Genomic DNA, 20,449 nt, shown 5'->3' with positions numbered 1-20,449 from the left:
GGAGAGGTCGAGTGATGAAGGCTGTCGCGTTCCGCGCGTTCGGCGGTCCCGAGGTCCTGGAGCTGATGGAGCTGCCCACGCCCGAACCGGGCCCGGGAGAGGTGCGGGTGCGGGTGAAGGCGGCCGGGGCCCAGCCCACCGACTGCGCGGTGCGCCAGGGCTGGAGCCCGCCCGGTTTCACCCTCGCCTTCCCGCACGTCACCGGCGGGGACTTCGCCGGTGTGGTGGACGCGCTCGGCGCCGGTGTGACCGGCTTCTCGCCCGGTGACGAGGTCCTGGGCTACCGCACGCAGCTCACCTACGCCGAGTACGTCGTCGCCCCCGCCGACCAGATCGTCCCCAAGCCCCCGGCGCTGTCCTGGGAGGTGGCCGGCTGCCTGTCCGCCTCCGGCCAGACCGCCCACACCGCGCTGGAGGACCTCGGCGTCAGCGCGGGCGAGACCGTGCTGGTCAACGGCGCCGCCGGCGGTGTCGGCACCCTCGCCGTCCAGCTCGCGGCGGCCCGGGGCGCCAAGGTGATCGGCACCGCCCGCGAGGAGAACCACGCCTACCTGCGGGAACTGGGCGCCGTCCCGGTCGCCTACGGCGCGGGTCTGGCCGGCCGGGTCCGCGCGGCGGCGCCCGAGGGCGTGGCCGCGGCCCTGGACACGGCGAGCGCGGAGGGCCTGCGGGTGGCGGCCGGACTCGTCGGGGACAGGAACCGGGTGGGCACGGTCTTCGCCTACGACGCCTGCGCGGAACTGGGCGTGCGGTGGCTCCGCAGCCGGCGCTCGGCGCGGCGGCTCGCGGAGCTGGCCGCGCTGGTCGCCGACGGCACGCTCACCGTCCACATCCGCGAGGCCCTCCCACTGGCCCGGGCCGCCGAAGCACACCGAGAACTGGACACCGGCCACGGCCGAGGCAAGATAGTCCTACTCCCCGACTGAGCCCACCGACCCCCGGACCACCACGCGTCCGACGGCCCCCCGGCCCGCCGGGTCAGTGAGGTGCGGCCCGGGCGGCGGTCAGGCACCCGCCGGGCGGCCGGGTGGTGCTGCTTCTCGGGTCAGCAGGCATTCCTCCAGGAAGGCCAGGGCTCGCAGGTGGTAGGTGCGGGCCGCCCAGCCGAGGCTGATGTTGTGGCCGGCGTCGGGGAGCCGGTCCACCACCGCGCGCGGCGCGGCCAGCGGTGCCAGCAGCGCGCGCACCGCCTCCTCGTCGCTGCGCCACCACTCCTCCTGCTCGGCGAAGGTGAACCGCACCGGCACCCGCACCCGGGCCGCCAGCGCCGGGTACGTCCCGGGCCACAGCAGGGTCTCGCCGGCCTCCACGACGGGCACCGGGGCCACCAGCCGCCGGCCCAGCCGGAAGGCCACCGGCGGATACAGCCGCAGCGCCCCCCAGTGCCGGCGCCACGCCCCGGGCGCACCGGCGCCGGGCAGCTCGTCCTCCTCCACCGCGAAGACGCTGCCCAGGCCGGAGATGTCCAGCCCGATCAGCGGGGCCGGCGGCGATCCGGTCGCGGCGGTGGACAGCGCGAGCCTGCCGCCGGCGGAGTGGGCGAGCAGGAAGAACCCGGCGCCCACCGGCCGCCGCCCGGCGAAGTCGGCCAGCGCCGCGCCCAGCGTGGCGGTCTGCCCGGCCAGGTCCTGCCCGTCGGGGAGCACGGCGGCCGAAGCGCCGTAGCCGGGGCGGTCGGGCGCGAGCACGGTGTAGCCGAGCCGGGCGCCCAGGTCCAGCAGCGACAGTCCGGGCCGCGCCCGGTTGTCGAAGTAGCCGGCGCGGATGCCGCTGCCGTGCAGCGCGACCACCACGGCCCGGGGCGCCCGCCCGCCGGGGGGCTCGGCGAGCAGCCCCGACAGCCGCACCCCGTTCCCGCCGTCGAGCGTCACGTCCCGCACCTCGGGACCCTGGAGCGCGGGACTGTCCGGTTCGGCGGGCGCGGGGGCCGTGAGGGCGTCCGGCCGGGCGGGCCCTGGAGGCGATACGGTCAGCACCGGGGGTACCTCCTGTCGGTCGGCCGCGCCGTGGGGCGCGCGGACGAAGCGTGCGCGGTGCGGCGGCGGCCCGCCGGACCGGCCGGTCGGACCGGCCGTCCCGCGGGGCCGCTGCGCGCGGCCGTGCTCCCACGCTGTCCTCGTCACCCCGCCGCCGCAAACCCCGGTCGGCCCCGCTCGGCCATACGGCGGACACGGCGCGTCCGCGACGTCAGGCCAGCAGCTCCACCTCCGCCAGCGTCGACTCGCCGTCCAGGACCAGGCGGAACCGGGTGTACGTGCCCGGCGCGGCGATGGTGAAGGCACGGGTCTGCCGGTCCCAGGCGAACGTCTCGCCCGAGCGGTGGTCCAGGGTCCGCCAGACCGTGCCGTCGGCCGAGCCCTGGAGGGTCCAGCCGGCCGGCGCCCTCGCGTGGTCGGCGCCCGAGGTCAGCGTGTACTGCAGCGGCCGTACGGCACCCTCGACCGGCAGGTCGGCCGAGGTGAGCGTGGCGCTCGTCGCCGAGGTGTCGTCGGACAGCGCGCCGGCTCCCCGCACCGTGTCCTCGCGCGGGGCCGGCACCTTGTCGTCCCGGGTGAGGGAGACCGGTGCCGCGTCCTCGCCCGAGCCCCAGGCCGACGGCTCCGGGCCCATGGCGAAGTCCAGTACCCCGCCCCGGGCCAGCAGCGCGTGGGGGAGCGCGGTCGAGGTCCAGGGCCGGCCGTCGAACCGCACACCCTGCACGTAGACGTTCCGCGCGCTGTTGCCCGGCGCCCGCACCACCAGGTCCCGGCCGTTCTCCAGGTGCACGGTCGCCTTCTTGAACAGCGGCGAGCCGATGGCGTACTCGCCGCCGCCCATCACCAGCGGGTAGAAGCCGAGCGCGGAGAACAGGTACCAGGCCGACTGCTCGCCGTTGTCCTCGTCGCCGTGGTAGCCCTGCCCGATCTCGCTGCCGGTGTAGAGCCTGGCCAGCGCCTGACGCACGTACGCCTGCGTCTTCCAGGGCTGGCCGGCCGCGTCGTACATGTACAGGACGTGGTGCGCGACCTGGTTGGAGTGGCCGTACATGCCCATCCGGACGTCCCGTGCCTCGGTCATCTCGTGGATGACACCGCCGTAGGAACCCACGTAGTCGGGGGAGGCCGTCTCGGGGGTGGCGAAGTACGCGTCCAGCTTGTCCGCGAGGCCCTCCCGGCCGCCGTACAGGTTGGCCAGGCCCCGGCTGTCCTGCGGGACGGAGAAGGCGTAGCCCCAGCCGTTGGTCTCGGTGTAGTCGTAGCCCCACACCCGCGGGTCGTACGCGGCGGAGTCCACGCGCCACGCGCCGTCCGCGTCCCGGCCCTGGAAGAAGCCCGCCCTGGTGTCGAACAGCTTCACGTAGTCCCGGGCCCGGTTGCGGAAGTACGCCGACTCCTCCCGGTAGCGCTTCTCGCCCGTCTTCGCGTACAGCGCCTCGCCCATCCTGGCGATGCCGTAGTCGTTGACGTAGCCCTCCATCGCCCAGGACAGGCCCTCGTGGGTGTCGGTGGCGGTGTAGCCGAGGAAGGGCGACGTGGTCATGCCCTTGCGGCCCACGCCCGGGGCCGGCGGCACGACGGTCGCGTTCTTCACGGCCGCCTCGTACGCCGCCTCCGCGTCGAAGCGCACGCCCTTGACGTAGGCGTCCGCGAACGCCACGTCCGAGGAGGTGCCGGTCATCAGGTCGGCGTAGCCGGGCGAGGACCAGCGGGAGGTCCAGCCGCCGTCCTTGTACTGCTGCACCAACCCGTCGACCAGCTCGCCCGCCCGGGACGGCGTCAGGAAGGAGTACGCCGGCCAGGTGGTCCGGTAGGTGTCCCAGAACCCGTTGTTGACGTACACCTTGCCGTCGACGATCTTCGCGCCGGTGTGCGTCGGGGTGTCCGGGCCCGGCATCGGGGAGAACGGGGAGGCGTACCGGTCCTCGCCGTCGACCCGCTCGAAGCCGGAGTTGGGGTACAGGTACAGCCGGTACAGACCCGAGTAGAGCGTGGTCAGCTGGTCCGGGGTCGCGCCCTCCACCTCGACCTTGCCCAGCAGCGCGTCCCAGGTTTGCCGGGCGCGGTCCCTGACCGTGCCGAAGGACGTGCCGTCCGGGATCTCCCGGCGCAGGTTCTCCGCCGCCTGCCCGACACCGATCAGCGAGGTGGCCAGGCGCAGCGTGACGGTGCGGTCGGCGCCGGCGGCGAAGCGCAGATAGCCCTTCACCCCGCTCGACCCGGCGTCCGTCACCGGCTTGTCGAACTCGCCGTACACGAACAGCCGGGTGGCGCCCGTGGACAGGCCCGACTTCACGTCCGAGTAGCCGGTGACGGTCCCGTGCTCCCGGTCGAGGGTCAGGCCGGCCTGCTCGGTGACGTTGTCGAACAGCACGCTCGCGTCGTCGCCGGGATAGGTGAAGCGCAGGACGGCCGCGTGGTCGGTCGGGGCCATCTCGGCCCGGAGGCCGTTGTCGAACCGTACGCCGTAGTAGTACGGCCGGGCGGTCTCGTTCTCGTGCCGGAAGGCCAGCGCGCGCGCCTCGCGGCCGGTGTCCGGGGTGCCGGACGCGGCCGACGGCATCACCTGGAAGGTCTGCCGGTCGCCCATCCACGGGCTCGGCTCGTGGCTCGCGCTGAACGCCTGGATCGTCGGCCGGTTGCCGGCGTCGTTCGCACGTGCGTATTCGTACAGCCAGCTCAGCGAGGAGGCGTTGGTCACCGGCGTCCAGAAGTTGAAGCCGTGCGGCAGGGCCGTGGCCGGGAAGGTGTTGCCGCGCGAGAAGCTGCCGCTGGAGTGGGTGCCGCGGGTGGTCAGCGCGTAGTCCGCGAGATGCGCCTTCGGTCTCTCGGGCGGCATGGGCCGCAGGGACACGTCGTCGAGCCAGCCGCGGAACTTCGCCGGGCCGTCCGGCGAGTCGTAGGCCACCAGGATCCGGTCGACGGTCTTGCCGGCCGCCACCGCGCCGATCCGCGCGGACACGTTGTTCCACTGGTTGACGTACAGCGCCTTGGAGTCGCCCTGCCCGCGCGGCGACAGCGGGAAGCCGTGCTGGTCGAGCGCGCCCAGGCCGCTCAGGCAGGTGCCGTCCGTGAAGGCCAGGTCGACGGAGGCGTAGGTGGCGTCGTAGTCGCGGTCGCCGTCGGCCATCGACGGGAAGATCCGGTACGACAGCGCGGTGTCGCGGCCGACCCGCACGTTGACGTCGAACACCTTGTTGGACGAGTAGGCGCGGCCGTCCGCGGTGTGCCGGCCGGCGTAGCGCAGCGCGCGCCGTCCGGTGAACCCGGCCCGCGCCTTGGCGGTCGGGGAGCCGCTCGGGCCCTTGTCGACCAGGGTCAGCATGTCCCGCGGCACCGGTCCGCCGTCGCCGCCGGTGGCGAACTGCACGTCGGCGAGCTGGAGGAGGTCCGGGGCGCCGTTGTTGCGCGTCACCTCCAGCCGGAAGTGCCGGTACTCGGCCGGTTCGGCCAGGTCGTAGGACCGGGTCCGGAACCGCTCGGGGAAGCTCTCGCCGGAGCGGGTGTCGAGCGTCTTCCAGTCCGTGCCGTCGGCGGAGCCCTTCAGGGTCCAGGCCGCGGGGTCGCGTTCGGCGTAGTCGTTGGCCGAGGTGAGCGCGTACGTCGCCACCCGGACGGGCTGGTCGAGGTCGAACTCCGCCCAGCCGGTGGGGGCGAAGGTGAGCCACTTGGTGCCGGGCTCGCCGTCGGCCAGGTTCTCCCCGACCTCACCGGCGCCCGTGTTCTCGCCGCTCGTGCGGACGTCGGTGACGTGGTCGGTGACGTTGCCCGGGATGCCGGTGCTGTAGCCGCCGTCGACCCCCGCGGCCCGCTTGGCGCCGTCCGGGCCGGTGTCGACGGTGTTCAGCCAGTCCGGCGCCGGCTCGCCCGCCTCGAACGAGGACGCGAACTCCCGGTCGGCCGCCGCGGCCTTGGCCGGCAGGGCGACCGCCGCGCCCTGCGCGCCGACGGCCATGACGAAGGCGGCCGTGAGGACGGCCGCCGGACCCCAGCTGTGCCGAGTTCTCCGCTGCATCTACGGATTTCCCCTCCCGCACCCCGTCGGACAACGTTGTCAGTTACGGGCGCAGTCACCAGTAGGTGGTCAAGTAACCGGTGGTGTCAAGGGTGTTGCCTGTGGCATTCAGGGAGTCGTGACGGGGAATTTTCCGGCACGGCGCGTGTTGCGGGCGCATATTTCCGGGAGGTCTCAACTCGGAAAAGACCGATCGGGAACCTTGCATTCGATCTTGTCCGCCGACGTCAAGTGGACTATACCTGTCGGCATTTCCCGTACGACCCTGCACGACCCGACCGCGGTGCCGGGAGGATCCGGTTCACCGCCTGAGTCCTGGAGAAGGCGAGGACTTGAGCATGGGATCCACTTCCGACGGGAACCACCGTGCCGGCCACCCGGAGGCGACGGGTGTCGGCCGCCGCGCGCTGATCAAGCGGTCCGCCGCGCTCGGTCTGGCCGCCGTGCCGGCGATGAGCTTCCTGTCCGCGTGTGCCAGCGGTGGCGGGGACGGTGACGCCGGCGAGGGCGACACCAAGGGCAAGACGTCCAAGGACAACCCCTTCGGCGCCAAGAAGGGCGGCAAGCTGGACGTCGTCGTCTTCAAGGGCGGCTACGGCGACGACTACGCCAAGGCCTGGGAGGCCGACTTCGGCACCAAGCTGGGCATCACCGCCACCCACACCGGCACCCAGGAGATCACCGGCAAGCTGCAGCCGCGCTTCAACGCGGGCAACCCGCCGGACATCGTGGACGACTCCGGCGCCCAGCAGATCAAGGTCGACGTCCTGTACAAGAACGGCCAGTTGCTGGACCTGACCGAGGTGCTGGACGCGCCCTCCGTGGACGACCCCGCCAAGAAGGTCCGCGACACCCTGATCCCCGGCACGCTCGACCCGGGCCTCCAGGAGGGCAAGGTCGTCGCGCTGAACTACATCTACACCGTCTGGGGCCTGTGGTACTCGGGCAAGCTGTTCCGGGAGAAGGGCTGGGAGGAGCCCAAGACCTGGGACGACTTCCTCGCCCTCTGCAAGGACGCCAAGTCCCAGGGCATCGGCGGTCTGGCCCACCAGGGCAAGTACCCGTACTACATCAACGTCGCCATCATGGACCTGATCGCCAAGAAGGGCGGTCTGGACGCCATGAAGGCCATCGACAACCTCGATCCCAAGGCGTTCGTCGGCTCCGAGGCGGCCGAGGCGGCCATCGAGGCGATCTACGAGGTGGTCGAGCGGGGCTATCTGATGCCCGGCACGAACGGCCTGACCCACACCGAGTCGCAGACCCGCTGGAACCAGTACAAGGCCGCCTTCATCACCTCCGGCTCCTGGCTGGAGAACGAGCAGCTGAAGCAGACGCCCGCGGACTTCGACATGAAGTTCCTGCCCATGCCGGTGCTGCCCGGCAGCAAGCTGCCGTTCCAGGCGATCCGGGCCGGCTCGGGCGAGCCCTTCATCATCCCGGCGAAGGCCGGCAACCTGCCCGCGGCCAAGGAGTTCATGCGGCGCATGCTGTCCAAGGAGTGGTCGACGCTCTTCGCCAAGCAGGCCAACTCGCTCACCATCCTCAAGGACGGCGTCGACCCGGGCGTCCGGCTGCGCCCGGGCACCCAGTCCACGGTCGAGGCGTCCAAGGCCGCCGGCGGCGACACCTTCCGCTACCTGTACACCGAGTGGTACGGCGAGATGGGCACCGCCCTCGAGGCCGCGTCCAACGAGCTGATGTCCCGGCGCATCCAGCCCAAGGAGTGGCTGAAGCGCTGTCAGGCGGCGGTCGACAAGCAGGCCAAGGACCCCGCGTCCAAGAAGAACCACCGGGATTAGGTCCGCCCGCCGCCGCGGGGGTACGGGGCGCACCGCCGCGTACCCCCGCGGGGCACTGGATGACAGGTCGGGAAATACGTCATGCGCAAAGGGCAGTACCGGTTCGTCGCGGGGTTCCTCCTCGTTCCCGTGGCGCTTTATGTGATCTTCGTGATCTGGCCGTACATCCAGACGTTCGGCTATTCCCTGACGGACTGGAAGGGGCAGTCGCAGACCTTCCGCTTCGTCGGTCTGGAGAATTACCGGACACTCCTCCAGGACGATGTCTTCCTGAAGGCGATCTGGCACAATATCCTGTTCCTGGTCTTCATCCCGGTGATCACCATCCTGCTCGCCCTGTTCTTCGCCTTCATGCTGAACGCGGGCGGACGCGGCCGGGCCGGCGGGGTGCGCGGAGTCGCCGGGTCGACGTTCTACAAGATCGTCTACTTCTTCCCGCAGGTGCTGTCGCTGGCGATCCTCGCCGTGCTGTTCAACGCGGTCTACCGCAGCGACGGCGGCGGTCTGCTCAACGGCTTCCTGATCAAGCTGGGCCTGGTCGGCGCCGACGACCCGGTGGAGTGGCTCAACGAGCCGAACATGGTGCTGTGGGCGCTGATGCTGGTCGTGGTCTGGCACGGCGTCGGCTTCTACCTGGTGCTGTTCTCGGCCGCCATGCAGTCCATCCCGCGGGACATCTATGAGGCGGCCCTGATCGACGGGGCCGGCCGCCACCAGTCCTTCTTCCGCATCACCCTGCCGCTGCTGTGGGACACCGTGCAGACGGCCTGGGTCTACCTCGGCATCGTCGCCATGGACATGTTCGTCCTGGTCTCCTCGATGACCCAGAACATGGGCGCCTACGGCGGCGGCCCCGACCACGACAGCGACGTGATGTCGACGGTGATGATGCGGAACTTCCTCTACTACGGCAAGAGCGGTTACGCCTGCGCCATGGGCGTGATCATGCTGCTGCTCACCCTGGTCCTGTCCGTGGTCACGCTCCGCGCCACCCGCCGCGAGCGCATCGAGTTCTGAGCGGAGTGCCGACGATGAGCGCACCCATCAAGGAGACCGCCCCCGCCCCCGCCGGGCGGCCCGCGGCCGGGGTTCCCGTCCGCCCCGGCGACCGCCGCGGCGAGGGCCTGGTCCTGAACGTCTTCTCGCACGGCTTCCTCGCCCTGTGGGCCCTGCTGATCGTGCTGCCGCTGCTGTGGCTGGTGCTCAGCTCCTTCAAGACCGACGCCCAGATCGGCGGCTCGGCCTTCGGCTGGCCGGAACACTGGTCCCTCGGCGTCTTCGGACGCGCCTGGGACAAGGGCATCGGCGGCTACTTCCTGAACACCGTGATCGTCCTGGTCTTCTCCGTGCCGCTGACCATGCTGTTCGGGTCGATGGCCGCGTACGTGCTGGCCCGGTACCGCTTCGCGGGCAACCGGCTGCTGTACTACTTCTTCGTGGCCGGCGCGATGTTCCCGGTGTTCCTGGCCCTGGTGCCGCTGTTCTTCATGGTCAAGCGGCTGGACCTGCTGAACACCTACCAGGGTCTGGTTCTGGTCTACATCGCCTACTCGATGCCGTTCACGGTCTTCTTCATGCACGCCTTCTTCCGGACCCTGCCCACGGCGGTCTTCGAGGCGGCCGTCCTGGACGGCGCCTCGCACACCCGGACCTTCTTCCAGGTGATGCTGCCGATGGCGAAACCCGGACTCGTCAGCGTGGGGATTTTCAACACACTGGGTCAGTGGAACCAGTTCATCCTGCCCACCGTCCTGATGCAGCCGCAGAGCGGCTCCGACCCGGAGCGGTACGTCCTCACGCAGGGCCTGATCCAGCTCCAACAGCAGCAGGGATACGCCACCGACCTGCCCGTTCTCTTCGCCGGTGTGACGATCGCCATGCTGCCGATGCTCGTGGTCTACCTGTCCTTCCAGCGCCAGGTGCAGGCGGGTCTGACCTCTGCCACGCTGAAGTGACACGCTGCGCGACCGCCCGCGCGCACGCCGCTTCCGTCACGGAGGCGGCGTGCGCATGTCCGGAGCGTGTACCCGGAAACGGTTCAACCTCTTGACGGGAGTCGCCCCGAACGGCTCAGCTTAGAGTTCACTAGTTGGACATACACGGGGCCTCGCCGAAGCGGCCCCGCGCTCAGGAGGTCGTCGTGGAGACTCCAGGGTCGCAGTCGTCACTGCACCGGGCCAACCTGGAGCGGGTCGTCCGGGCCGTGCGCCTGGCCGGTTCCCTCACGCAGGCGGAGATCGCGCGGACGACCGGTCTGTCCGCCGCGACCGTCTCCAATATCGTGCGGGAGCTGAAGGACGGGGGAACCGTCGAGGTCACGCCCACCTCGGCGGGCGGGCGGCGGGCCCGCAGCGTCAGCCTCAGCGGTGACGCCGGCATCGTGATCGGGGTGGACTTCGGGCACACGCATCTGCGCGTCGCGGTCGGCAACCTCGCCCATCAGGTGCTGGCCGAGGAGGCCGAGCCGCTGGACGTCGACGCCTCCGCCGACCAGGGCTTCGACCGGGCCGAGCGGCTGGTCAGCCGGCTGATCGCGGCCACGGGCGTGGACCGGGGCAAGGTGGCAGGCGTGGGACTCGGCGTGCCGGGCCCGATCGACGTGGAGTCCGGGACCCTCGGATCCACCGCGATCCTGCCCGGCTGGGGCGGCACCAAGCCCGCCGAGGAACTGCGCGAGCGGCTCGGCGTGCCCGTGCACGTGGACAACGACGCCAACCTCGGCGCCCTGGGCGAGCTGGTCTGGGGCAGCGGCAAGGGCGTGCGCGACCTGGCGTACATCAAGGTCGCCAGCGGTGTCGGCGCCGGTCTGGTGATCGACGGCACGATCTACCGCGGCCCGGGCGGCACGGCCGGGGAGATCGGGCACATCACGCTGGACGAGTCCGGCCCGGTCTGCCGCTGCGGCAACCGCGGCTGCCTGGAGACCTTCGCGGCGGCGCGCTACGTGCTCCCGCTGCTCCAGCCCAGCCACGGCCCCGGCCTGACCATGGAGGGCGTCGTCCGGCTGGCCCGGGACGGCGACCCGGGCTGCCGGCGGGTGATCGCCGACGTCGGCCGGCACATCGGCAGCGGCGTGGCCAATCTCTGCAATCTGCTGAACCCGAGCCGGGTGGTCCTCGGCGGCGATCTCGCCGAGGCCGGCGAGCTGGTGCTCGGACCGATCAGGGAGTCCGTCGGCCGTTACGCCATCCCCAGCGCCGCGCGCCAACTGTCCGTACTCCCCGGGGCACTTGGCGGACGCGCGGAGGTGCTGGGCGCGCTCGCCCTGGCCCTGAACGAGATGGGCGATTCCACCCTGCTGGAGGGCGCGATGCCCGCGGCGGCCCCTGCCTTCACTTAGAGAACGGATGGCACCGTTGCCATCTCGTTAAGGATTTACTTCTTGACGTCGCACGTGTGGCCGAGTTGACTTCCAGCCACCTCGGCCGCAACGTCGCGGCCTCGTCAGGGAGGTTTCTCAAGTGAACGCACGTATGCGTCGTGCCGCCGTTGCCGTTGCCGCCGGTGCGATGGCCGTCTCGCTCGCGGCCTGTGGCAGCGCCAAGGAGTCGAAGGGCAACGACGACTCTTCCTCCACGTCGGCCAAGAAGGGTGACGACATCAAGGTCGGTCTGCTCCTGCCGGAGAACAAGACCGCGCGGTACGAGAAGTTCGACCGGCCGATGATCGAGAAGAAGGTCGGCGAGCTGACCAACGGCAAGGCCAAGGTCGAGTACAACAACGCCCGCCAGGACGCGAACCTCCAGGCCCAGCAGGTCGACACCATGATCACCAACAAGGTGGACGTGCTGATCATCGACCCGGTGGACGCCAAGGCCATCCAGAACTCGGTCAAGAAGGCCGTGGACCAGGGCATCAAGGTCGTCGCCTACGACCGGCTGGCCGAGGGACCGATCAGCGCCTACACCTCCTTCGACAACGTCGAGGTCGGCAAGACCCAGGGCCAGGCGCTGCTGAAGGCGCTGGGCGGCAAGGCCACCAAGTCCTCCAAGATCGTCATGATCAACGGCTCGGTGACCGACCCCAACGCCAAGCAGTTCAAGGACGGCGCGCACTCCGTCCTCGACGGCAAGGTCACCGTCGCCAAGGAGTACGACACCAAGGAGTGGGCGCCGGACAACGCCAACTCCGAGATGGAGGCGGCGATCTCCGCCGTCGGCAAGAAGAACATCGTGGGCGTCTACTCCGCCAACGACACCATGGCCGGCGCCATCATCACCGCCCTCAAGGCCGCGGGCCTGGACATCCCGGTCACCGGCCAGGACGCCGAACTCGCCGGTGTGCAGCGCATCGTCACCGGCGACCAGTACATGAGCGTGTACAAGTCGTACCCGCAGGAGGCGGAGACCGCCGCGCAGATGGCCGTCGCGCTGGCCAAGGGCGAGAGCCTGGACTCCATCGCCAAGGACAAGGTCTCCAGCACCAGCGTCAAGGACGTCCCGAGCGTGCTGGTCCCGGTCGTGTCCCTCACCCAGGACAACATCAAGGACACCGTCGTCAAGGACGGCATCTACACCCTCGACGAGATCTGCGCCGGCAAGTACAAGGCCGCCTGCGACAAGCTGGGCCTGAACAAGTAGCGGCATCCCGGGCCGGCCGCCGGCCCGGACGAACGACCGCGCCAGGGCCGCCCGCCACCGGGCCGGGCCCGCGCGGACCAGCGGTACCCGGCCCCTTCCGGCCGCGGGCGTCCACCCCGTGAACGCCCGCCGCGCCGACGGCCGGCCGCACCCTTACTCCCTCCGGCGCCCCGGCGCATCGGACAGCCCCGCAAGCTCGGCCCGGGGCGCCGGACGGAACCCCCCAACTCATCGCACAACCTCCCGCCGGGTCAGGCGGCGAAGGAGATGGTTCACGTGTCCGCTACGCCCGTGCTGGCGTTGCGCGGGGTCTCCAAGCGATTCGGTGCCGTCCAGGCGCTCACCGACGTAGAGCTCGAGATCCACGCCGGCGAGGTGGTCGCCCTGGTCGGCGACAACGGCGCCGGAAAGTCCACGCTGGTCAAGACGATCGCCGGCGTCCACCCCATCGACGAGGGCGCCATCGAATGGGACGGCAAGCCCGTCTCGATCAGCAAGCCGCACGACGCCCAGGCGCTGGGCATCGCGACGGTCTACCAGGACCTCGCGCTGTGCGACAACATCGACGTCGTCGGCAACCTCTTCCTCGGCCGTGAGCTGAGGAAGTGGGGCGTCCTGGACGAGGTCGAGATGGAGCGCCGCGCCCGCGAGCTGCTCACCACGCTGTCGATCCGCATCCCGAGCGTCCGCATCCCGATCGCCTCGCTCTCCGGCGGCCAGCGCCAGACCGTGGCCATCGCCCGCTCCATGCTCGGCGAGCCCAAGCTGGTCATCCTGGACGAGCCCACCGCCGCCCTCGGCGTGGAGCAGACCGCCCAGGTGCTCGACCTCGTCGAGCGGCTGCGCGAGCGCGGCCACGCCGTCATCCTCATCAGCCACAACATGGCCGACGTCAAGGCGGTGGCCGACAAGGTCGCCGTCCTGCGCCTCGGCCGCAACAACGGCGTCTTCGAGGTCAAGACGACCTCCCAGGAGGAGATCATCTCCGCCATCACCGGCGCCACCGACAACGCCGTGACCCGCCGTGCCGCGCGCACGTCCAGCGCGAACGGGGAGGCTTCCCAGTGAGCATCGACAAGACCTCCGAGAACCCCGGCAAGACGGCCCCGCAGGACGGGGACGCGGCTCAGAACCCCGAGGCCGCGGCCGCCGCGGTGACCGCCGTCGACCCGCGCCTGCTGGTGCAGGAAGAGGGACTGCTCGGCTACTGGCACGAGTTCAAGCGCAAGATGAAGGCCGGCGAGCTGGGCTCGCTGCCCGTCATCGTGGGCCTGGCGATCATCTGCGTGATCTTCCAGGTGCTGAACTCGAACTTCCTGTCCGCGCAGAACATCAACGACGTGACGATCACGATGGTCGGCACGGGCATGATCTCGGTCGGCATCGTCTTCGTGCTGCTGCTCGGCGAGATCGACCTGTCGGTCGGCTCGGTCAGCGGCGCGGCCAGCGCCCTCATGGCCGTCCTCGCGGTCAACCAGGGCTGGCCCGAGTGGGCGGCCGTCCTGCTCGCCGTGGTCGCCGGTGTCGCCATCGGCGCGCTGCACGGCTTCTTCTTCGCGGTGCTCGGCGCGCCCGCCTTCGCCGTCACGCTGGCCGGCCTGCTGTTCTGGCTCGGCTTCATGCTGAAGGTGCTCGGCGAGGACGGCACGATCAACCTCGACGGCGACGGACTGGTCGCCAAGCTGACCACGTACTACTTCTCCGACGTCGCGGCCGCCTACGGCCTCGCCGTGATCGTGGTCGCGGTGTTCTTCCTCACCTCCTTCCTCGGCAACCGGCGCCGGGAGGCCGCGGGCATCCCGGCCCGGCCGCTCGGCGACACCGCGCTGCGGACGGCCCTGCTGGCCGTGGTCGCCTTCGCCGCGGCCTACATGTACAACCAGTACAAGGGCCTGCCGCTGGCCACCGTGGTCTTCCTGGTGTTCCTGGTCGGGTCGGACTTCCTGCTGCGGCGCACCACCTACGGGCGCAAGGTCTTCGCGCTCGGCGGCAGCGTCGAGGCCTCCCGGCGCGCCGGCATCAACGTGACCGCGGTGCGGATCTCCGTCTTCGCGATCTCCGGCGGGTTCGCGGCGATCGGCGGCCTGTTCCTGGCCTCCAAGATCGCCTCGGCGAACCAGAGCGCGGGCACCGGCGACCTGCTGATGAACGCGATCGCCGCGGCCGTGATCGGCGGCACCTCGCTCTTCGGCGGCCGGGGACGGACCTGGAACGCGCTGCTCGGTGTGCTGGTGATCGTCTCCATCCAGTACGGCCTCCAGCTCCAGTCCATCGCCGAGCCGGTGAAGTACATGATCACCGCGGCGGTGCTGCTGACCACGGTCGTGATCGACTCCATCACGCGCAAGACGCAGAAGACGGCGGGCCGCGCGTAACCCTCCCGCCCCCGCGGGGGCGTGGTTATCTCACAGTGCCCGGGGCCCGGCGGCTCCGGGCACTGTCATGCGCCGGCGGACCGGAACATTAGACTCGGGCGAGCCCGGCAACAGCTCGATCAGCTCTACTGCAAGGAGGCACGGGTGCCGCTGCTGACCCGCATCAGGGGACCGCGCGATCTGGACCGGCTCAGCCTGGAGGAGCTGGACCAGCTGGCCGGGGAGATCCGGACCTTCCTCGTCGACGCTGTCTCCAAGACCGGCGGCCACCTCGGCCCGAACCTCGGTGTGGTGGAGCTGACCATCGCCCTGCACCGCGTCTTCGAATCGCCGAAGGACAAAGTGCTGTGGGACACCGGCCACCAGTCCTACGTGCACAAGCTGCTCACCGGCCGGCAGGACTTCTCCCGGCTGAAGATGAAGGGCGGCCTGTCGGGCTACCCGGCGCGCGCCGAGTCCGAGCACGACGTCATCGAGAACAGCCACGCCTCGACCGTGCTCGGCTGGGCCGACGGCATCGCCAAGGCCAACGAGCTGCGCCGGCGGGACAGCCACGTCGTCGCCGTGATCGGTGACGGCGCGCTGACCGGCGGCATGGCCTGGGAGGCGCTGAACAACATCGCCGAGGCCAAGGACCGCCCGCTCGTCATCGTCGTCAACGACAACGAGCGTTCCTACGCCCCGACCATCGGCGGTCTCGCCAACCACCTGGCGACCCTGCGCACCACCGACGGCTACGAACGTTTCCTGGCCCGCACCAAGGACATCCTCGACCGCACCCCGGTCGTCGGCAAGCCGCTGTACGAGACGCTGCACGGCGCCAAGAAGGGCCTGAAGGACTTCATCGCCCCGCAGGGCATGTTCGAGGACCTGGGCCTGAAGTACGTCGGCCCGATCGACGGCCACGACATCGAGGCGCTGGAGTCGGCGCTGACCCGGGCCAAGCGGTTCGGCGGCCCGGTCATCGTGCACTGCCTGACCGAGAAGGGCCGCGGCTACCAGCCCGCCCTCCAGGACGAGGCCGACCGGTTCCACGCCGTCGGCAAGATCCACCCGGACACCGGGCTGCCGATCGCCTCCTCCGGCGCCGACTGGACCTCGGTCTTCGGCGAGGAGATGGTCCGGCTCGGCGAGGAGCGCGAGGACATCGTCGCGATCACCGCCGCCATGCTCCAGCCGGTCGGCCTGGACAAGTTCGCCAAGCGCTTCCCCGAACGGGTCTACGACGTCGGGATCGCCGAGCAGCACGGCGCCGTCTCGGCGGCGGGCCTCGCCTACGGCGGCCTGCACCCGGTCTTCGCCGTGTACGCCACCTTCCTCAACCGCGCCTTCGACCAGGTCCTCATGGACGTGGCCCTGCACCGGTGCGGGGTGACCTTCGTACTGGACCGGGCCGGTGTCACCGGCACCGACGGCGCCTCCCACAACGGCATGTGGGACATGTCGATCCTCCAGGTGGTGCCCGGCCTGCGGCTCGCGGCGCCGCGCGACGCCGACCAGGTACGGGCCCAGCTGCGCGAGGCCGTCGCCGTGGACGACGCGCCGACCGTGGTCCGCTTCTCCAAGGGCGCCGTCGGTCCCGCCGTACCCGCCGTGGGCCGGGTCGGCGGCATGGACGTCCTGCGCGAGCCCGGCACCGACCGTCCGGACGTGCTGCTGGTCTCCGTCGGCGCGCTCGCCCCGATGTGCCTGGAGATCGCCGGGCTGCTGGAGAAGCAGGGCATCTCCACCACCGTGGTCGACCCGCGCTGGGTCAAGCCCGTCGACGAGGCCCTCGCCCCGTTGGCCGAGCGGCACCGGGTCGTCGTCACGGTCGAGGACAACGGCCGCGTCGGCGGTGTCGGCTCCGCGATCGCCCAGGCCCTCAGGGACGCGGGCGTGGACGTGCCGCTGCGCGACTTCGGCATCCCGCCGCGCTTCCTCGACCACGCCTCCCGCGCCGAGGTGCTCACCGAGATCGGGCTGACCGCGCCCGACATCGCCCGCCAGGTCACCGGGCTGGTCGCCCGGCTCGACGGCACCGCCGACGCGGTGGACCCGGTGGAGTCCGCCCGCGACTGACCCGCGCGCCCCACGGGCCGGTCCCGCCGCCTTCCCGGGTGGCGGAACCGGCCCGTGTGCGTGAACCTGCCTGTGCCGGGCCATACCGCTCCCGGTCCTCTCGATCACGTCGAGGACGACAAGCGTGGGAGGTGGGCACGTGGGCAACGCGCTCTTCCGGACGAAGAACGTCGAGCAGTCCATCCAGGACACCGAGGAACCCGAGCACGCGCTCCGGAAGTCCCTGACGGCCCTGGACCTGACCGTCTTCGGTGTCGGCGTCATCATCGGCACCGGCATCTTCGTCCTCACCGGCACGGCGGCGAAGAACACCGCCGGCCCCGCCGTCTCCCTGTCCTTCGTCGTGGCCGGCGTGGTCTGCGCGCTGGCGGCCCTGTGCTACGCCGAGTTCGCCTCCACGGTCCCCGTGGCCGGCTCCGCGTACACCTTCTCCTACGCCTCGCTGGGCGAACTCCCCGCCTGGATCATCGGCTGGGACCTCGTCCTGGAACTGGCGCTGGGCACGGCGGTGGTCGCCGTCGGCTGGTCCGGCTACATCCACTCGCTGCTGGACAACGCCGGCTGGCAGCTGCCCCAGGCGCTCGCCGGCCGGGACGGTGCCAGCGGCTTCGGCTTCGACATCCTCGCCGCGGCCCTCGTGCTGGTGCTCACCGCAATCCTCGTCGTCGGCATGAAGCTCTCCGCGCGGGTCACCTCGGTGGTCGTCGCCGTCAAGGTGGCCGTGGTGCTCGTCGTCATCATCGCGGGTGCCTTCTTCGTCCGCGGCGCCAACTACCACCCGTTCATCCCGAAGGCGCAGTCCGCCGCGGCCGGCGGGAACCTCAAGGCGCCGCTGATCCAGCTCATGTTCGGCTGGGCGCCCTCGCACTTCGGCGTCATGGGCGTCTTCACCGCGGCCTCCGTGGTGTTCTTCGCCTTCATCGGCTTCGACGTCGTCGCCACCGCCGCCGAGGAGACCCGCAACCCGCAGCGCGACGTCCCGCGCGGCATCCTCGGCTCCCTCATCATCTGCACGGCCCTGTACGTGGCGGTGTCGATCGTCGTGACCGGCATGCAGAAGTACAGCGCGCTGTCCGTGAACGCACCGCTCGCCGACGCCTTCAAGTCCACCGGGCACCCGTGGTACGCGGGCCTGATCAGCTTCGGCGCCGCGATCGGCCTGACCACCGTGTGCATGATCCTGCTGCTCGGCCAGTCCCGGGTCTTCTTCGCCATGAGCCGCGACGGGCTGCTGCCCCGGTTCTTCTCCCACACCCACCCGCGGTTCCGCACCCCCTACCGGTCGACCATCCTGCTCGGCCTGGTCATCGCGGTCGTGGCGGGCTTCACCAGCCTCAGCGAACTGGCCGAGCTGGTCAACATCGGCACCCTCTTCGCCTTCATCGTCGTCGCGATCAGCGTGATCATCCTGCGCCGCAGCCGACCCGACCTGCCCCGCGCCTTCCGCACCCCGCTGGTGCCGCTGGTCCCCATCCTGTCGGTACTCGCCTCGCTGTGGCTGATGCTGAACCTGCCCGCGGAGACCTGGCTGCGGTTCGCGATCTGGATGGTGATCGGTTTCGTCGTGTACTTCTTCTACGGCCGCACACACAGCCGTCTCGCCGAGCGCGAGCGGGCCGCGGCCGGCGAGAACCCGCGACCGCCCGCCGGGACGGCCCGGTAACCCGCGCCCGCATCCTGCGCGCCCGACACCCCCCCCGCCCCGTATGTCCCTTCCCGGGAAGCGGCGCGGGGCCGGATAGCGTGCTGACCATGCTCGCCGTCCCGCTCGCCCCCGCCCGGACCGCGGTCACCCGGACGGCGTACTGGACGCGGCTCGTGCCCCTCCTGGCGGTCCTGGCCTGCGTCACCCGGCTGCCCTCCTTCGTCCGGCCGCTGTGGAACCCGGACGAGGGCTACCTCGCCGTACAGGCCGGGCTCCTGGCCCAGGGCGGACAGCTCTACGACACGGTGGTGGACCGCAAGCCGCCACTGCTGCCCTGGCTGTACCAGGCCGCGTTCGCGCTGTGCGGCTCCGGCTCGCTGACCCCGCTGCGCGTCCTCGCCGTCCTGGCCCAGCTCCTCACCGCCGTCCTGCTGGCCTCGCTGGCCCGCCGCCGCTGGGGCGACCGGGCCGGACGCACCGCCGGGGTGCTGTACCTGCTGGTGTCGGTCGGGCTCAACCCGGAGGACGCGCAGGCCGCCACCTTCGAGGTGTTCATGCTGCCCTGGACGGCCGCCGCCGTGTGGTGCGCGGACCGCGGGCGCTGGGGCGCGGCCGGGGCCGCCGTCGCCGCCGCGTTCCTCACCAAGCAGACCGGCGGCGCGGTGCTGGGGCCCGTGCTCTGGCTGCTGCACCAGCGCGGCGGCACCCGCGCGGGCCTGCCCCGGCTCGCGGCCGGGCTGGCCGCGCCCGTGCTCGGCGCGGCCCTGCTGACGGACCCGGCCGGCTTCCTGTTCTGGACGGTCACCGGCTCCGCCGCCTACGCCTCCGTCACCGGCTCCGGACTCCACGCCGCGGGCCGCGCCCTGGCCAACACCGCGATCCTCGCGGCGGCCTCGGCGGGACTGCTCGCGCCCCTCGCACGGGCCCTGCGCGACGACGCCCGCGCCGTGGCGGCCGGGCTGTGGCCGTGGCTGGCCTCCTCGGCCGTCGCCGTGGTCCTCGGCTGCCACTTCTTCGGCCACTACTACCTCCAGCTCATCCCGCCGCTCGCCCTGCTGGCCACCGCCGCGCTGCACGTCCTGCCGGACGAGCGGCGCCGGGCCGCCGTCCTCACCTCCGGCTGCGCCTGCGCCTTCTTCATCGGCTGGGGCCTGTTCGCCCCGCGGCCCGAACTCGCCCACGCCGAGCGGCTGGCGGCGGCCCTCGCGCACCGCACGGCACCCGGCGACCGGGTCCTCGTGTGGGGCATACACCCGGAGACGTACTGGCTGGCCGGCCGCACCCCCGCCACCCGCTACCTGACCGCGGGCCTGCTCACCAACTACAGCGGCGGCCGGGACGGCCCCCGGGTCGGCGAGAAGTACGCCGTCGCCGGCGCTTGGCCCGTCTTCCGCCGGGAGATGACCGCGCACGCCCCCGCCCTGGTCGTCGACGACTCCCGGGGCCTGCCGTACGCGCCCGGCCGCCTGCCCACCCTGCGCCGTCTGCTCGCGGCGGGCTACACGGAGGCGGGCCGGGTGGACGGCGCGGTGCTGTACGCCCGGCTGCCGCGGCCGTAGCGGGCCTGGTTCAGCCGAGGACGGTGCGGGGGCCGGCGACGTCCGCGCCCAGCTCCGTCACCCGGCGCCGCAGCTCCCGGTCGGCGGTCACCACCAGGCGGGGCCGGCCGGCGCTCTCGGCGGCCAGCTCCACGATCCGGTCGTCGCCGCTGCCCGGCGCCGGATCCACCCGCACGCCCGGCACCGACGCCACGCCCCGGGCCGCGCCCTCCACCACGAGCACGATCTCCACCGGCCCCGGACGCCCGGGCAGGCCGTCGCTGGCCAGCCGGTCCCGCAGCCGCTCGGCCGCGCCCCTGCGGTCCCGCCACCAGCCGTCGGGCCGCGACCCGACGACGTTCGCGCCGTCCACGATGACGAGCGGCGCGGCGGGGGAGGGCACAGCGGGCCGGGGAGAGGTCATGGGCCAAGGGTCCCACGGCCGGGGCCGGGCCCC

The 20,449-nt window shown here is 71.7% G+C and carries 14 protein-coding genes; 11 read left to right on the top strand and 3 right to left on the bottom strand.

The annotated features are described in order from the left end of the window. Positions 1–14: 14 nt before the first annotated feature. Positions 15–926, top strand: a complete 912-nt coding sequence (locus ACH4OA_RS13375; RefSeq protein WP_397969008.1) for an NADP-dependent oxidoreductase — start codon at positions 15–17, stop codon at positions 924–926. Positions 927–1,004: 78 nt separating this feature from the next. On the opposite strand, the gene ACH4OA_RS13370 is transcribed toward ACH4OA_RS13375, so the two are convergent. Together ACH4OA_RS13370 and ACH4OA_RS13365 are read right to left on the bottom strand one after the other, a co-directional pair. Further along, complete coding sequence (locus ACH4OA_RS13370) at positions 1,005–1,880, bottom strand: alpha/beta hydrolase (protein WP_365871191.1); 876 nt, start codon at positions 1,878–1,880, stop codon at positions 1,005–1,007. A 307-nt stretch (positions 1,881–2,187) separates the two neighbouring features. After that, positions 2,188–5,991 carry a GH92 family glycosyl hydrolase gene (locus ACH4OA_RS13365; protein WP_397969006.1) on the bottom strand — a complete coding sequence of 1,268 codons (3,804 nt, stop codon included), beginning with the start codon at positions 5,989–5,991 and terminating at the stop codon, positions 2,188–2,190. Between the two features lie 338 nt (positions 5,992–6,329). Here ACH4OA_RS13365 and ngcE point away from each other — a divergent pair, with 338 nt between their 5' ends. From ngcE to ACH4OA_RS13315, 10 genes are all read left to right on the top strand, one after another. After that, complete coding sequence (ngcE, locus tag ACH4OA_RS13360) at positions 6,330–7,793, top strand: N-acetylglucosamine/diacetylchitobiose ABC transporter substrate-binding protein (protein WP_397969004.1); 1,464 nt, start codon at positions 6,330–6,332, stop codon at positions 7,791–7,793. An 81-nt stretch (positions 7,794–7,874) separates the two neighbouring features. Next, on the top strand, positions 7,875–8,810 hold the full coding sequence (locus ACH4OA_RS13355) for a carbohydrate ABC transporter permease (protein ID WP_397969002.1): 936 nt from the start codon (positions 7,875–7,877) through the stop codon (positions 8,808–8,810). A gap of 14 nt (positions 8,811–8,824) precedes the next feature. Then, on the top strand, positions 8,825–9,748 hold the full coding sequence (locus ACH4OA_RS13350; protein ID WP_365871080.1) for a carbohydrate ABC transporter permease: 924 nt from the start codon (positions 8,825–8,827) through the stop codon (positions 9,746–9,748). Positions 9,749–9,933: 185 nt separating this feature from the next. Beyond that, positions 9,934–11,133 (top strand): ROK family transcriptional regulator, encoded by a 1,200-nt coding sequence (locus ACH4OA_RS13345; protein ID WP_365871082.1) that lies wholly within the window; start codon positions 9,934–9,936, stop codon positions 11,131–11,133. Between the two features lie 133 nt (positions 11,134–11,266). Then, positions 11,267–12,373, top strand: a complete 1,107-nt coding sequence (locus ACH4OA_RS13340; RefSeq protein ID WP_397969043.1) for a substrate-binding domain-containing protein — start codon at positions 11,267–11,269, stop codon at positions 12,371–12,373. 267 nt (positions 12,374–12,640) lie between these two features. Next, positions 12,641–13,441 (top strand): ATP-binding cassette domain-containing protein, encoded by an 801-nt coding sequence (locus ACH4OA_RS13335; protein WP_365871084.1) that lies wholly within the window; start codon positions 12,641–12,643, stop codon positions 13,439–13,441. After that, positions 13,438–14,748, top strand: coding sequence for a sugar ABC transporter permease (locus tag ACH4OA_RS13330; RefSeq protein ID WP_397969000.1), 1,311 nt, complete (start codon positions 13,438–13,440; stop codon positions 14,746–14,748). Before ACH4OA_RS13335 ends, ACH4OA_RS13330 begins: the two co-directional genes overlap by 4 nt. A 144-nt stretch (positions 14,749–14,892) precedes the next feature. Then, complete coding sequence (gene dxs, locus ACH4OA_RS13325; RefSeq protein ID WP_397948041.1) at positions 14,893–16,809, top strand: 1-deoxy-D-xylulose-5-phosphate synthase; 1,917 nt, start codon at positions 14,893–14,895, stop codon at positions 16,807–16,809. A 139-nt stretch (positions 16,810–16,948) separates the two neighbouring features. Continuing rightward, entirely contained in the window at positions 16,949–18,472 is a 1,524-nt protein-coding gene (locus tag ACH4OA_RS13320; RefSeq protein ID WP_397948054.1) for an amino acid permease, read from the top strand. An 89-nt stretch (positions 18,473–18,561) separates the two neighbouring features. Next, a complete protein-coding gene (locus tag ACH4OA_RS13315) occupies positions 18,562–20,013 on the top strand; it encodes an ArnT family glycosyltransferase (protein ID WP_397943157.1) in 1,452 nt (483 codons plus the stop codon). A 10-nt stretch (positions 20,014–20,023) separates the two neighbouring features. On the opposite strand, the gene ACH4OA_RS13310 is transcribed toward ACH4OA_RS13315, so the two are convergent. Continuing rightward, positions 20,024–20,416: an NTP pyrophosphohydrolase gene (locus ACH4OA_RS13310; RefSeq protein ID WP_397943155.1), complete on the bottom strand. Its 393-nt coding sequence runs from the start codon at positions 20,414–20,416 to the stop codon at positions 20,024–20,026. Positions 20,417–20,449 lie beyond the last annotated feature (33 nt).

This window comes from Streptomyces sp. NPDC017095, assembly GCF_044332325.1.
Lineage (GTDB): Bacteria > Actinomycetota > Actinomycetes > Streptomycetales > Streptomycetaceae > Streptomyces.
The sequence above is the reverse complement of the archived record's forward strand: the minus strand, read 5'-3'. Positions and strand labels throughout refer to the sequence as shown.

Coding starts and splice junctions, on each gene's coding strand:
- ACH4OA_RS13335 (WP_365871084.1), top strand. CDS start 12,641: ATGGTTCACGTGTCCGCTACGCCCGTGCTGGCGTTGCGCGGGGTCTCC.
- ACH4OA_RS13355 (WP_397969002.1), top strand. CDS start 7,875: ATGCGCAAAGGGCAGTACCGGTTCGTCGCGGGGTTCCTCCTCGTTCCC.
- ngcE (WP_397969004.1), top strand. CDS start 6,330: ATGGGATCCACTTCCGACGGGAACCACCGTGCCGGCCACCCGGAGGCG.
- ACH4OA_RS13365 (WP_397969006.1), bottom strand. CDS start 5,991: ATGCAGCGGAGAACTCGGCACAGCTGGGGTCCGGCGGCCGTCCTCACG.
- ACH4OA_RS13350 (WP_365871080.1), top strand. CDS start 8,825: ATGAGCGCACCCATCAAGGAGACCGCCCCCGCCCCCGCCGGGCGGCCC.
- ACH4OA_RS13375 (WP_397969008.1), top strand. CDS start 15: ATGAAGGCTGTCGCGTTCCGCGCGTTCGGCGGTCCCGAGGTCCTGGAG.
- ACH4OA_RS13310 (WP_397943155.1), bottom strand. CDS start 20,416: ATGACCTCTCCCCGGCCCGCTGTGCCCTCCCCCGCCGCGCCGCTCGTC.
- ACH4OA_RS13340 (WP_397969043.1), top strand. CDS start 11,267: ATGCGTCGTGCCGCCGTTGCCGTTGCCGCCGGTGCGATGGCCGTCTCG.
- ACH4OA_RS13315 (WP_397943157.1), top strand. CDS start 18,562: ATGCTCGCCGTCCCGCTCGCCCCCGCCCGGACCGCGGTCACCCGGACG.